Consider the following 14,539-nt stretch of genomic DNA (forward strand, 5'->3'; position numbering starts at 1 on the left):
AGTATGGACTTCGCAGCAGGCAACTGGCAACATGTCACCTTGAGTTGTTCACTACATGGTAAAGAACGAATGCAATGGGCTGATGGTCGGCTAGAACCCTTTGAAGTGCGGGAGCCTGAGCAGCAAACCATTCCCTTTGTCTTCAATTCCCCCCATAGCGGCCGGTTTTATCCACCGGAATTTCTGGCGGCGTCCCGGCTTGATTCCTTGAGTATCCGCAGATCCGAGGACCACTTTGTAGACGAGTTGTTCTCGGATGCGCCCCAACTCGGTGCGCCACTGCTGGTTGCCCACTTTCCACGCGCCTATCTGGATGTCAACCGCGAGCCTTACGAGCTTGACCCGCGCATGTTCGAGGATGCTCTGCCATCCTACGCCAATATCGGCTCCATGCGCGTTGCAGGTGGGTTGGGTACGGTTCCACGGATCGTTGCGGAGAACATGGAGATCTATGCGCGACGCATGCCGGTTGCGGATGCGCTGTCGCGCATCGAGGCGCTCTACAAGCCCTACCATGCGTGCCTGAGGCGCCTGATTGCTCGCACTCACGCCCGTTTCGGCTTTTCCGTCCTGATCGACTGCCATTCCATGCCGGGCAATATCCGCATTGCGGGCTCGGATACGCGGCCCGATTTCATCATTGGAGATCGCTACGGCACCAGTGCCTCCGCCGAACTGTCGCGTGCGGCCTTGCATATCCTGGAGGATCTCGGCTTCAACGCCGTTCGCAACAAGCCCTATGCGGGCGGCTTCATTACCGAACACTACGGCCGCCCGGTCCGTGGGCTTCATGCCCTGCAGATCGAGATCAACCGGTCTCTCTATGTGGATGAGGCAACGCTGGAAAAACGCGCGGATTTCGAGGTGGTCGCTGCGGCACTGTCGCTCTTCATGCGGCAGATGATCGATTTTGCGGACGAATTTTCGATCGAATCGACGCTCGCGGCAGAGTAGTTTTCGTTTCCTTTTTTATCATTCCTGCCCCGACGCTTGCGTGCGGGCAAAAAAAACCGCGCCTCACGGACGCGGCTAAGTCTAGGGAGGAAACACCCAAGGAGGGTATTTACAATCTTTCGACTGCAAAAATCACATTAATGACACATTGCCCAAATGTCAAGCATTCCTTTTTGGTGATCAAACTTAAGGCAGATGCATGTTGTGCCGTTAATTCGATGCGGTTGTGCTTGCTCCTGTCGGCCTTTCGACTAGAAAGGAGGACAAATTTTCGACCGGGGGAAACATGCTGCCAGATCGCGCCTTCTTCGATAGCCTAGCCGATGCCGCGCGCAGCCAGACGCTGCCTCGTTTCAGGGTCGGGACTGCGGTCGCCAACAAACTGCATGGGGGTTTCGATCCGGTGACCGAAGCCGACCAGGCGGCGGAACTCGCCATCCGGGAACTCATCATCAATTCCTTTCCCGACCATGGCATTCTGGGCGAAGAGCACGAATCGATCGGGCTTGATCGCGAGCATATCTGGGTGATCGATCCGATCGATGGAACTCGTGCTTTCATTTCAGGCGTTCCCGTCTGGGGTACGCTGATAGGCTTGCGTTCCGGCGGACGAGCCGTGATGGGACTGGTTGACCAGCCTTTCACCGGCGAGCGCTATTTTGCCGATGGGTCTGCAAGCTGGTATTCCGGCCCGGATGGTGCGCATCGTATCCAGGTGCGCGATTGTGGAGATATCTCCAACGCCATTCTGTTCACCACATCGCCGCACATCTTCTCGACCGCTGAGCGCAGCCAGTACGACCGCGTCGAGAGCAAGGTTCGCCTCTTCCGCTACGGCACGGATTGCTATGCCTATGCGCTTCTGGCGGCGGGGCATGTGGATCTTGTCGTCGAAAATGGCCTGAAGCCCTATGATGTCGGTGCACTCATTCCGCTGATCGAGCAGGCGGGCGGCATCATCACCACCTGGGATGGGGGTCGTCCGGAAGATGGCGGCAGCATCATCGCAGCCGGCAGTCGTGCGGTCTATGAGCAGGCCATGGACCTGCTGGCCGGGCGTTGACGATCACGCTCAGGCGGCTGTCTCGGAGAGATCCACCAGCGGTTCCGTGCCGGGCATGAAGGCCTGGATCGCAGCCAGCGCCTGGGAACGATAGATATCGCGCTCCTGAAAGATCTCGTGCCGGGCGCCGGTGATGGTAATGAGTTGTCCGGCCCGGAAGTTTCGCGACAGCCGTTCCTGATAGATGTAGGGCACGATACCATCCAGCATGGGTGCCAGGATGAGCGTCGGGATCGTTATCCGTGTCAGATGCGATTGTTCGTTGACCATGGAGCCCGCCATCAGGCTTTCGTGCAGCCATCGTGCCGTGGGCGCCCCGATGGTGAGGTCTGGCCTCGCCGCGACGATCGCCGCATTCCGGTTGAAGCGAACTTCATCCGATGTCAGCGGGTTATTGGCAAAGGGGCGATGACCTTGGTCCTTGCCCATCGAGACTGAGCCCAGCCCCACTCTGGATAATGTCGAGGTGAGGGGCCGCAGCCATTTTTCCGGCAAGGCCTGTCCGCCCAACCCGACGAAAGGTGCGGCGAGCGCCATGCGGTCGATCCGGTTGTTGAGGCGCGGCGCGGATGCCAGAGCAATCAGGGCTCCGGTCGAATGGGCAATCAGAAAGAAGGGCAGACGGGCATCCGGCAGCACGATGGTTTGCAGGAAGATTTCCAGATCGTGCTGATAATCCATGAAGCGGCGGACATAGCCTTTGCGTGCATCTTTCAACAGGCGCTCAGAGCCGCCCTGTCCGCGTAGATCGAAGGTCGCGACCCAGAGCCCCATGGCATTGAGATCGCGAATGGTCTCGAAATATTTCTCGATGAATTCATTGCGTCCTTGCAGCAGGACCACCGTGCCCTTGGCGGGAGAGATGGCTGACCGGAACAGGGCATAACGGAGGCGTGTGCCGCGAAAGCCCTCGAAATAGCCAGCCGTGCAATTGTCCGGGACCGGATTATCCGGCGTGGAGAAGAGAATGTCCGATCGGGAGACCTGAGCTTCGTCCATGGTGCCGCCTTGCTCTTTTTTGTCAGGGATAGGGGGTGCTGGCCGCCAGGTCAAAGAAAAAAGCCGGAACCGGTCGAGCCAGTTCCGGCGAGGGGGAATGACTGAAGAGAAGGGACGTGGCTTCAGTCGCCGGAGGCAGACCCATCCGGTTCGAGAGAAGAAATAGCCGGATCAATCTGAACAGGCCGGGAATGCCCCGTTCACCTGGAGTTCAGGCTTTCGCCAATGTCAGCTTTGCGGAAATTTCGAGAAAATTCGGAAAGGTCTTGAACGGGCAAAATTGGCTCACCATCTCAAGGTCACGGACGCCGCAAGGGTTCGTAATAACGGGGAAGCGTCGCCAGAATGGGTCGTTTCCCTTGCTTTGATTTTCGCAAACGTCGCTTCAAGGAGGACACTATGCGTCACGTTGATTTTTCGCCGCTCTATCGCTCTACCGTTGGCTTTGACCGTCTCTTTTCCATGCTGGACAGCGTTGGCCAACCGGAGCAGGCACCCAGCTATCCCCCCTACAATATCGAGCGGACGGGTGAAAACACCTATCGCATCACGATGGCCGTTGCCGGTTTCGACGAAAAGGAACTCAGCATCGAGGCTCATGCACACGTGCTGACGGTCAAGGGTGAGAAGTCTGAGGACGAGGCAGCCAACAAGACCGAATTCCTGTATCGCGGCATAGCCAAGCGCGCCTTCGAGCGCCGCTTCCAGCTTGCCGATCACGTGGAGGTTCAGGCCGCTTCCCTGAAGAATGGTCTCCTGCACATCGACCTTCTTCGCAACATTCCCGAGACCTTGAAGCCACGTCGCATTGCGATTGCGGCTGATATTGCCGAAGCGACCAAGACCATCGAGGCTCAGCCTGCGCCAAAGCAGGTCAACTGAGCCTGTAACAGGCAATTGATGAGCGATTGAAACTCGAGGCCCCTGCCGATGATCTCGGCAGGGGCTTTTTGGTGCCTGGACTTTACTGACCCTTGCTCACGCCGGTTTTGTTGCGAGGGCAGCCTCTGCCAACGCTTCACGCTCCGCCTTCTTGGCAGCATAACGCTGGGCGATGACGGCGCAGGCCATCAACTGGATCTGGTGAAACAGCATGAGGGGAAGCACAATGGCACCAATGCTTTGCCCGGCAAAGATGGCGCCTGCCATCGGGACACCGGAAGCAAGGCTCTTCTTCGATCCGCAGAAGGTAATGGTAATCTCGTCTTCCTTGTTGAAACCCAGCAGGCGGCTTCCGAACATCGTGATCATCAGGACGACGATGAGAAGCAGAATGTCGAGGGCGATGACAACACCGATGTCCTGCACCGAAAATGTGCTCCAGAGACCCTCATTCACGGACTCGCTGAACGCCAAGTAGACGACCATGAGGATCGAGCCGCGATCGACCGGCAGGAGAAGCTTCTTCTTTGAACGGATCCACTTGCCGATCCAGGGTTCCAGAACCTGCCCGAGAATGAACGGTGCCAGTAGTTGAAGAACGATTGTTTCCAAGGCGCCGAGGTTGAAGCCGGCGCTACCACCTGTGGTCATCAGCAGGCCGACCAGCAGAGGCGTCAGAAACATACCAAACAGGTTGGAGGCCGAGGCCGAACAAATGGCTGCGGGCACGTTTCCGCCTGCGATCGAGGTAAAGGCGATCGAAGACTGGACCGTCGAAGGGAGGACGCAGACGAAGAGAAGGCCGAGATAGAGCTCCGGCTTCAGGATTGTCTCCGGGATGAATCCAAGCCCCAGTCCCAGCAGCGGGAAGATGCCGAACGTCACGATAAGGATGGTGATATGCAGGCGCCAGTGCAGGATGCCGGCAATCACCACATCGCGCGACAGGCGCGCGCCATGCAGGAAGAACAGCAGCGCGATGGCGCAGTCCGTCGCATAGCCGAAGATCGTCGCGAATTGTCCCTGTGCGGGGAGAAGAGAAGCGATGATGACGGTTGCGACCAGCAGCAGGGTGAAAGTATCTGGCAGAAAACGGCGCATGATCTAGTCCATTCGAAAAACCAGATTTACGGATGAGTGATCATGAAGCAAAATGCAAACACTAACAGTTATCGTAGATCGTGATACGATGTTGAATCTGATCCATCTGGAAAGCTTTGTCTCTCTGCAGGAGAGCGGCAGTTTTACCGCCGCCGCCGATCGGCTTGGTATCGGTCAATCGACCGTCACCCAGCATATTCAGCGGTTGGAGAAAAGCCTGGGCAAACAGCTGATCGATCGAACCACGCATCGCGTTCAACTGACGACCGAAGGTGAGGCACTGCTGAGCTATGCGCGTGCCATGCTGGATCTCAACGGGAAGGTTCATTCCTTGTTTGGCGAAAACCGTTTGCGCGGGCGCTTGCGGCTTGGCGTTTCAGAAGATGTCGTTGCGAGCCGCCTGACGCTGATCCTGGAAGACTTCATCCGGCTTCATCCGCTGGTGGATCTGGAACTGACGGTGGCCCTGAGCTCACCCCTCTATCAGATGCTGGACGTCGGGGAGCTGGATCTCGTGCTGGCAAAACGCCATATTGGTGAAACGCAGGGGCGTCTGCTGTACCGAGAACCTCTCGTCTGGCTCGCGCGCGATCCGGAGCTCATCCGCTTGAAAGAGGGGGAGCCGGTTCCGCTGATCGCTTTTCCGACACCGAGCATTACGCGCAAGATTGCTCAAGACACGCTGGACCGCCACAAGATCCTGTGGCGCATCGTCTGCACCTGCGCCAGCCTGAGCGGACTCACGGCAGCGGCGCGCGCGGGAATGGGCGTTCTGGTGCAGCCGCGCAGCATGGCGCCCGATGGCCTGAAAGAGGTGTCGGGCGGCTGGCTCCCGCCTCTCGATGATGTGGAATTCGTACTCGTTCCCCGTCGTGGGGCGGATGCGGCTCTGGTGGAGGCATTGTCAGCGCTGATTGTCGCGCGTCTCGTCCCGCAGGCGGGGTGAAAAAGAGGTTGCCCGGAAGAGTTTCCGGGCGCCCTTGTTGCCCTCGGAACTTACTTCTCCGGCATCATGGATGAATGGAGATGATCGATCTTCCAGGCTCCGTCCTCGTATCGGTACAGGAAGCTGTAGCGCGCTTTCACATCAGTCTTCGCGCCGGTTTTCGCGTCCGTCAGCGTTACTGTCCAGGTGCCAAGACGCGATGCCGTGTTGCAGTCGATCTCGATTGTCGACGTATCGATCTTGCCGACGGGGCTGCTCTTCAGAAACCCGACGAAATAGTCATTCACCTCTGCTGGGGTTGTCCGAGGCTTATTGGAGACTGTAGCAAGCAGAACAGGTTCCTTGGTGAACAGTGATGTCACCTTGGCGGGGTCTTTGGTGGCCCAGGCATTGTTGAAGTCGGTGAATAGTGCCTCGATCTGGGCTGGTGTCGTGTCGGGGCAAGTGGCGGATTTCGCCTGCGCGACACTCGCTCCAACAATCGATGCTCCCAGAACCAGACTGCCGGCTACAAAGTACTTCTTCATTTATTCCGTCTCCGATGCTCGTTTATTGACATGAAGCATGTGGAGGCGGGTCTCTCGTCAAACAATAAGACTCTCAATAACAGGATATTACATTCCTGTTATGCGCATTATTTCTAATATATCGCAATTTTTCATTGTGTAGAATAAGAAAATACATAAGCATAATTCTGTTAAATTTTGGATATAATTGCGGCATACATATGCAGCGAAGGTAGGAGGGAGGCGTCTCCCACCTGTATCTCCCTTAAGCCTGCTGCAGGATGTCCAGAAAGCGATCCACGTCCTCGGTGGTCGTTGCGAAACTGGTAACAAGGCGAATGAGGGATTCGTCCTTCTGGATCGTCTCGGCCACATCTTTCGGGGTCGGCCATTCATAGAACTTCGCGCCCATGTCCTCTGCCAACTTGGCCGTGGCTCTAGGGATCACAGCGAAAACCTCATTGCTTTGAGTTCCCCATGCAAGCCGTGCCGTGTTGGATGCGGCGAGCCCATCGCGCAGTCTGTCGGCCATGCCGTTCGCGTGCCTGGCGAGATCCAGCCAGAGGTCATTGTCCAGATAGGCGGCTAGTTGGGCGGAGATGAAGCGCGACTTGGAGAAGAGTTGTGCCGCCCGCTTGCGAATGAACGGCATTTCACGTGCCTTGGCAGGATCGAAAAAGACGATGGCTTCGGCGCACCAGCAGCCATTTTTCGTGCCGCCGAATGAGAGAACGTCGACGCCGCGTTTCCAGGTCATTTCCGCAGGCGTTGCACCAAGCGCCACCAGGGCGTTGGCGAAGCGTGCGCCATCCATATGCACACCGAGGCCGTTTTCCCGGGCGATTTGCGTGAGCGTTTGGATCTCAGAAAGATCATAGACGGTGCCTTGCTCGGTTGCCTGCGTCAGCGTGACCGAGTTGGCGCGACCGTGGTGTACCGCATCCTGCGGAAAGCGGGCTATCTGCGCCTTCAGGCTTTCGGCATCCATCTTTCCGAGTGGGCCCGCGACTTCGATCATGCGCATCCCGGAGAAAAAGTCCGGAGCGCCGAGCTCATCCTCAATGACATGGGCCTCCGAATGGGCGAATGTCACGCCCCCAGGTCTGGCGAGGCTGGCGAGCGCCAGCGAATTTGCCGCTGTTCCCGTCGCGACATAGAAGACGGCAACGTCTGTCTCAAAGATGTCGCTGAAACGTGCTTCGATCGAACGGTCCAGTTCGCTGGTACCATAGGCGGATGCAAAGCCTGCGGCCTCCTTCGTCAAGCGTTCGCTGATCAGCGGGTGCGCGCCCGCCCAGTTGTCGGAGGCAAAGAACATGAAGTGACCTTTCATATGCGTCGGTAAGCGCCGGGAGACGGCGGTGGGAAAATTAGACGGATGCGCCGTTCGATCAAGTGTTCCTCACATACCCTTTGCCGGAACGGAATAGGTCGCAATGAAAATGCGACGAGACATGTCTTGGCCTAATTTTATTTCTGCTGTGCAGCACTCAAGATAACTTTCATGCCGTAATAAGCCTTCTTTTTTCGAGCCTGCGCCTTGCGCCTTGAACAGATGTCTGTCATAAAAAATCAGGAACTAGGACAGTTATCCTGTCCTATTTCGGGTCCCGGCACTGGTTGAAACTGTTAACCTTCAAGGGTTGGCCGTTTCAGGCGGTGCCTCTGCGGCGCGTCAAGCGACGCTTTTCTGGTTCAACCCTGATGCGCGTGTGCGCTGACAAGGAGGAAATGATGACGAAGGCTATATCCACCCCCGCTGACGGCAGCGAGACGGTGAAAGCGCTCATTCCTGCCCGTTTGTCGCCGTCCGGCCTGCCGCTCGCGCAGGGGCTTTATGATCCGCGTAACGAGCATGATGCCTGCGGCGTCGGCTTCATTGCGCATATGAAGGGTCAGAAGTCGCACCAGATCGTCAAGGACGGTCTGTTCATTCTGGAAAACCTCACCCATCGCGGTGCTGTCGGTGCCGATCCTCTGATGGGTGATGGCGCTGGCATTCTGGTGCAGATCCCGGATCGCTTCTTCCGCGAGGAGATGGCGAAGCAGGGCGTGACGCTGCCGAAGGCTGGCGAATATGCCGTTGGCCACATCTTCATGCCGCGCGACCCGGAGCAGATCGAGCACTTCAAGAAGGTGATGATTGAAGTCGTCGCCGAAGAAGGCCAGCAGTTCCTCGGCTTCCGCGATGTGCCTGTTGATAACTCGTCTCTGTCGAAGGCGCCGGAAATTGCTGCGACAGAACCTTATCACTGTCAGATCTTCATCGGCGCTGGCCGCGATGCCGCGACGAATCATGATTTCGAGCGCAAGCTGTTTTTGCTGCGCAAGGTCATTTCCAACCGCATCTACGACCAGTTCGGCGGTCAGGAAACCGGCTTCTATCCGGTCTCGCTGTCGTCCTCGACGATCGTCTACAAGGGCATGTTCCTGGCCTATCAGGTGGGTGCCTATTACAAGGACCTGAGCGATCCGCGTTTCGAGAGCGCCGTTGCCCTCGTGCACCAGCGTTTCTCCACCAACACCTTCCCGTCGTGGAAGCTGGCGCACCCGTATCGCATGGTCGCCCATAACGGCGAAATCAACACGCTGCGCGGCAATGTCAACTGGATGGCCGCGCGTCAGGCGTCCGTATCCTCGCCTTTCTTTGGCGACGACATCTCCAAGCTGTGGCCAATTTCCTATGAAGGCCAGTCGGATACGGCCTGCTTTGATAACGCCCTCGAATTCCTGGTGCGTGGCGGCTATTCCATGGCGCATGCGGTGATGATGCTCATCCCGGAAGCCTGGGCCGGCAACCAGTCCATGAGCCCTGAGCGCAAGGCGTTTTACGAATATCACGCAGCTCTCATGGAGCCGTGGGATGGTCCGGCTGCCGTTGCCTTTACCGATGGCAAGCAGATCGGCGCGACGCTCGACCGCAACGGCCTGCGTCCGGCGCGTTACGTCGTGACCTCGGACGACCGTATCATCATGGCTTCCGAAGCGGGCGTTCTGCCGGTGCCGGAAGAAACCATTGTCAAGAAGTGGCGCCTGCAGCCAGGCAAGATGCTGCTGATCGACATGGAAAAGGGCCGCATCATTTCCGATGAGGAAGTGAAGAGCGAACTTGCGACCAAGCACCCCTATCGCAACTGGCTGGACCGCACCCAGATCATTCTGGAAGACCTGAAGCCGGTGGAGCCGCGTGCGCTGCGCCGCGACGTGTCCCTGCTCGATCGTCAGCAGGCCTTCGGTTACACCTCGGAAGACACCAAGATCCTGATGTCGCCGATGGCAACGACGGGTCAGGAAGCGGTTGGCTCCATGGGCACCGACACGCCGATCTCGGCCATGTCGCAGAAGTCCAAGCTGCTCTACACCTATTTCAAGCAGAACTTCGCGCAGGTTACGAACCCGCCGATCGACCCGATCCGCGAAGAGCTGGTGATGAGCCTCGTCTCCTTCATCGGTCCGCGCCCGAACATTCTCGACCACGAAGGCATGGCCAAGGCCAAGCGCATGGAAGTGCGCCAGCCGATCCTGACCAATGGCGATCTGGAAAAGATCCGCTCCATCGGCCACGTGGAAGACCATTTCGACACCAAGACGCTGGACTTCACCTATGATGTGGAGCGCGGTGCCGAAGGCATGCCGGAAATGCTGGATCGCCTGTGCGAGCGTGCGGAAGCCGCTGTTCGCGGCGGCTACAACATCATCGTGCTGTCGGATCGCCAGCTCGGTCCCGACCGTATCGCCATTCCGGCGCTTCTCGCCACGGCTGCCGTGCACCACCACCTGATCCGCAAGGGTCTGCGTACCTCCGTCGGTCTGGTTGTCGAAACGGGTGAGCCACGCGAAATCCATCATTTCTGCTGCCTTGCCGGTTTCGGCGCGGAAGCCATCAACCCCTATCTGGCATTCGATACGCTGATCGACATGCACAAGAAGGGCGAGTTCCCGAAGGAAGTCTCCGAAGACGAAGTCGTCTATCGCTACATCAAGGCTGTCGGTAAGGGCATTCTCAAGGTCATGTCCAAGATGGGCATTTCCACCTACCAGTCTTACTGTGGCGCACAGATCTTCGATGCCATTGGTCTCGCTTCGGAACTGGTCAACAAGTACTTCTTCGGTACGGCCACGACCATCGAAGGCGTTGGTCTGGCTGAAATCGCGGAAGAAACCTTTGCCCGCCACAAGGCCGCTTTCGGAAAGGATCCGGTTCTGGCCTCCAACCTCGATATCGGCGGCGAATATGCCTACCGTATGCGCGGCGAAAACCACGCCTGGACGCCGGATGTCGTAGCAACACTCCAGCATGCCGTTCGCGGTAACAGCCAGGATCGCTATCGTGAGTTCGCCGAGATGGTGAACGAGACATCCGTACGGATGAACACCATTCGCGGTCTGTTCAAGATCAAGTCCGCCGACCAGATCGGTCGCAAGCCGGTGTCTCTCGATGAGGTCGAGCCTGCTGTCGATATCGTCAAGCGCTTCTCGACAGGTGCCATGTCCTTCGGCTCCATCAGCCGCGAGGCACATACGACACTGGCGATTGCGATGAACCGCATCGGTGGCAAGTCCAACACGGGTGAGGGCGGTGAAGAGAGCGACCGTTACATGCCGCTGGCGGACGGTTCGCAGAACCCTGAACGCTCTGCCATCAAGCAGATTGCGTCGGGCCGCTTCGGTGTGACGACGGAATATCTCGTCAATGCCGATATGCTGCAGATCAAGGTCGCCCAAGGTGCAAAGCCTGGCGAAGGCGGCCAGTTGCCTGGCCACAAGGTGGATGCGACGGTCGCCAAGACCCGTCACTCCACGCCAGGTGTCGGCCTCATTTCGCCGCCGCCGCATCATGACATCTATTCGATCGAAGACTTGGCGCAGCTGATCTTCGACCTGAAGAACGTCAACACGGATGCCGACATCTCGGTCAAGCTGGTGTCCGAAGTGGGCGTTGGAACGGTCGCTGCCGGTGTTGCCAAGGCACGCGCCGACCATATTACGGTTGCCGGTTTCGATGGCGGTACGGGTGCCTCTCCGCTCACCTCGCTGAAGCATGCCGGTTCCCCATGGGAAATCGGTCTTGCCGAAACCCAGCAGACACTGGTGCTGAACGGCCTTCGTTCGCGCATTGCCCTTCAGGTGGATGGTGGCCTGAAGACCGGTCGTGACGTGATCGTCGGCGCGCTTCTCGGTGCCGATGAATTCGGCTTCGCAACGGCTCCGCTGATTGCGGCTGGCTGCATCATGATGCGCAAGTGCCATCTGAACACCTGCCCCGTTGGCGTTGCCACGCAGGATCCGGTTCTGCGCAAGCGCTTCAAGGGCACGCCGGAACACGTCATCAACTACTTCTTCTTCGTCGCTGAAGAAGTGCGCGAAATCCTGGCCTCGCTCGGCTTCACCAAGCTGGACCAGATCATCGGCGCTTCGGAACTGCTCGAAAAGGATGAGATGCTGGCGCACTGGAAGGCCAAGGGCCTCGACTTCAGCCGCATCTTCCACAAGGTGGAAGCGCCGAAGGAAGCAACCTACTGGACCGAGCGCCAGAAGCACCCGATCGATGACGTGCTGGACCGCAAGCTGATCGAAAAGTCGATGCCTGCGCTGGAAAACAAGGAATCGGTGGTCTTCGAAGTGCCGATCAAGAACGTGGACCGCTCCGCCGGTGCCATGCTCTCGGGCGCGCTTGCCAAGCGTTGGGGTCACAAGGGGCTCAAGGACGACACGATCCATGTCACGCTGCGTGGCACGGCTGGCCAGTCCTTCGGTGCCTTCCTCGCACGCGGCATCACGTTTGATCTCGTCGGCGACGGCAACGACTATGTGGGCAAGGGCCTTTCAGGTGGCCGCATCATCGTGCGTCCGCCGGAGAACTCGAAGCTTGCTGCCGAACATTCTATCATCGTCGGCAATACGGTGCTCTACGGCGCAATCACCGGCGAATGCTACTTCCGCGGCGTGGCGGGCGAGCGTTTCGCCGTGCGTAATTCCGGCGCTGTGGCTGTCGTCGAAGGCGTGGGCGATCATGGCTGCGAATACATGACGGGCGGCATCGTGGTGGTTCTCGGCGAAACGGGCCGTAACTTCGCGGCCGGTATGTCCGGTGGCGTGGCCTACGTTCTCGACGAGAGCGGCGATTTCGCCAAGCGCTGCAACATGGCCATGGTCGAGCTGGAGCCGGTTCCGGAAGAAGACGACATGCTGGAGAAGCTCCACCACCATGGTGGCGACCTCATGCACAAGGGACGCGTGGACGTTTCCGAAGACATGACGCGCCACGATGAGGAACGTCTCTACCAGATGATTTCCAACCATCTCCACTACACGGGCTCCAACCGTGCCAAGGAGATCCTGGATCGCTGGAGCGAGTTCCGTCCGAAGTTCCGCAAGGTCATGCCGGTCGAATACCGCCGTGCGCTTGAGGAAATGGAACGGATGCGCATGGGCGTTGCGGCGGAGTAAATCGCCGCAGCCGTCATTCACGGATCAGACCGTTCGGTCGGTGCTTGAGCACTGCGTCGAACGGGAAGATCACAAGGGATCTGATCGTATCGATGTGGGCGCAAGTGGCGACGGTCGATACAGGGAGCTTCGGCTCCCATTTCGAAGTGAGGGATGAAACATGGGCAAGGTTACGGGTTTCATGGAAATCGACCGGCAGGTGGCAAAGTACCAGCCTGCGTCGGATCGTATTCGCCATTTCCGCGAATTCACCATTCCGATGTCGGATGCCGAAGTGACCAAACAGGCCGCGCGCTGCATGGACTGTGGCATTCCCTATTGCCATGGCCCGACCGGCTGTCCGGTTCATAACCAGATCCCGGACTGGAACGACCTCGTCTATAACAACAAGTGGGAAGAGGCGATCCGCAACCTCCATTCCACCAACAACTTCCCGGAATTTACCGGTCGCGTTTGCCCGGCGCCTTGCGAGGAAGCCTGCACGCTGAACCTGGAAGATGCGCCTGTCGCGATCAAGACCGTCGAGCAGGCCATTGCCGACAAAGCCTATGAACTGGGCTTTATCGCGCCGCAGCCGCCAACCATTCATACCGGCAAGAAGGTCGCCATTATCGGTTCCGGACCTGCCGGTCTTGCCGCTGCCCAGCAATTGGGTCGTGCTGGCCATGAGGTTCATGTCTACGAGCGCGAGAGCAAGCCTGGCGGTCTGTTGCGCTACGGTATCCCGGACTTCAAGATGGAGAAGAACTTCATCGATCGCCGCGTCGAGCAGATCAAGGGCGAGGGTGTTACCTTCCATTGCGGCGTGAACATCGGTGTCGACCTGCCGATGGAAAAGCTTCTCGCCGACCATGATGCAGTTGTCTATTGCGGCGGCTCCGAAACCCCGCGTCCAGCCGGTATTCCGGGTGTGGACCTGCACGGCGTCTATGATGCCATGCCATACCTCGTTCAGCAGAACCGCCGCGTCGGTCGTGAAAACATCGATAGCGTGGGCTGGCCGTCGGAGCCGATCCTGGCCGGCGCAAAGCATGTCGTCGTTGTCGGCGGTGGCGACACCGCATCGGATTGCGTGGGCACGGCTTTCCGCCAGGGTGCGGTGAAGGTGACCCAGCTCGACATTCGCCCCATGCCTCCCGAGAAGGAAGACAAGCTGGCCGTCTGGCCGTTCTGGGCCACAAAGATGCGTACCTCCTCTTCGCAGGCAGAAGGTGCGAACCGCGAATTCCAGGTCGCAACGCTCGAATTCGTTGGCGAAGACGGCCAACTGACCGGCGTTCGCTGCTGCCAGGTGGATGAGCGCCGCAAGCCGATTGCCGGCACGGACTTCATCATCAAGGCGGACCTCGCTTTCATCGCCATCGGCTTCTCCGGTCCGGCGAAGGATAGCGTCTTGAGCGATCTGGGTGACAAGCTGCAGCTGAATGTAGACCGCCGCGGTTCCACGAACGTGGTCGCGAACGAGAAGGACTACAAGACCTCGGTCGACAAGCTGTGGGCGGCCGGTGACGTTCGTCGCGGCCAGTCGCTAGTGGTCTGGGCCATTCGTGAAGGTCGTCAGGTCGCCCGTGCCGTGGACGAGGCCTTGATGGGTTCCTCGGTCCTGCCGCGCTAACGTCTTTACGTTCCGACAAAGAG

10 protein-coding genes are annotated in these 14,539 nt (G+C 58.5%); 6 read left to right on the forward strand and 4 right to left on the reverse strand.

All coding sequences use genetic code 11. The features are described 5' to 3' along the window. Positions 1–69: 69 nt before the first annotated feature. Positions 70–954: an N-formylglutamate amidohydrolase gene (locus G6N80_RS14325; protein WP_062555735.1), complete on the forward strand. Its 885-nt coding sequence runs from the start codon at positions 70–72 to the stop codon at positions 952–954. 286 nt (positions 955–1,240) lie between these two features. After that, complete coding sequence (hisN, locus tag G6N80_RS14330) at positions 1,241–2,017, forward strand: histidinol-phosphatase (protein WP_165134676.1); 777 nt, start codon at positions 1,241–1,243, stop codon at positions 2,015–2,017. Positions 2,018–2,026: 9 nt separating this feature from the next. Here the strand turns inward: hisN and G6N80_RS14335 are convergent, their stop codons facing one another. Continuing rightward, positions 2,027–3,016: an alpha/beta fold hydrolase gene (locus tag G6N80_RS14335; RefSeq protein WP_165134679.1), complete on the reverse strand. Its 990-nt coding sequence runs from the start codon at positions 3,014–3,016 to the stop codon at positions 2,027–2,029. 399 nt (positions 3,017–3,415) lie between these two features. Here G6N80_RS14335 and G6N80_RS14340 point away from each other — a divergent pair, with 399 nt between their 5' ends. Then, positions 3,416–3,898: an Hsp20 family protein gene (locus tag G6N80_RS14340; RefSeq protein ID WP_062555732.1), complete on the forward strand. Its 483-nt coding sequence runs from the start codon at positions 3,416–3,418 to the stop codon at positions 3,896–3,898. A gap of 96 nt (positions 3,899–3,994) precedes the next feature. On the opposite strand, the gene G6N80_RS14345 is transcribed toward G6N80_RS14340, so the two are convergent. Continuing rightward, on the reverse strand, positions 3,995–4,999 hold the full coding sequence (locus G6N80_RS14345) for a bile acid:sodium symporter family protein (protein WP_062555731.1): 1,005 nt from the start codon (positions 4,997–4,999) through the stop codon (positions 3,995–3,997). 88 nt (positions 5,000–5,087) lie between these two features. On the opposite strand from G6N80_RS14345, the gene G6N80_RS14350 reads away from it, so the two are divergent. Next, on the forward strand, positions 5,088–5,945 hold the full coding sequence (locus G6N80_RS14350; RefSeq protein WP_165137091.1) for a LysR family transcriptional regulator: 858 nt from the start codon (positions 5,088–5,090) through the stop codon (positions 5,943–5,945). Between the two features lie 50 nt (positions 5,946–5,995). Here the strand turns inward: G6N80_RS14350 and G6N80_RS14355 are convergent, their stop codons facing one another. Together G6N80_RS14355 and G6N80_RS14360 are read right to left on the reverse strand one after the other, a co-directional pair. Next, the gene (locus G6N80_RS14355) at positions 5,996–6,472 is read right to left on the reverse strand and encodes an SgcJ/EcaC family oxidoreductase (protein WP_062555729.1); all 477 of its coding nucleotides are present in this window, start codon (positions 6,470–6,472) and stop codon (positions 5,996–5,998) included. Between the two features lie 244 nt (positions 6,473–6,716). Then, a complete protein-coding gene (locus G6N80_RS14360; protein ID WP_165134682.1) occupies positions 6,717–7,769 on the reverse strand; it encodes a threonine aldolase family protein in 1,053 nt (350 codons plus the stop codon). A 413-nt stretch (positions 7,770–8,182) separates the two neighbouring features. On the opposite strand from G6N80_RS14360, the gene gltB reads away from it, so the two are divergent. After that, complete coding sequence (gene gltB, locus G6N80_RS14365; RefSeq protein WP_165134685.1) at positions 8,183–12,901, forward strand: glutamate synthase large subunit; 4,719 nt, start codon at positions 8,183–8,185, stop codon at positions 12,899–12,901. A 160-nt stretch (positions 12,902–13,061) separates the two neighbouring features. Further along, positions 13,062–14,516 carry a glutamate synthase subunit beta gene (locus G6N80_RS14370; RefSeq protein ID WP_062555727.1) on the forward strand — a complete coding sequence of 485 codons (1,455 nt, stop codon included), beginning with the start codon at positions 13,062–13,064 and terminating at the stop codon, positions 14,514–14,516. The last annotated feature ends 23 nt before the right edge of the window (positions 14,517–14,539 follow it).

The sequence above is a fragment of the Rhizobium rhizoryzae genome, from assembly GCF_011046895.1.
GTDB lineage: Bacteria > Pseudomonadota > Alphaproteobacteria > Rhizobiales > Rhizobiaceae > Neorhizobium > Neorhizobium rhizoryzae.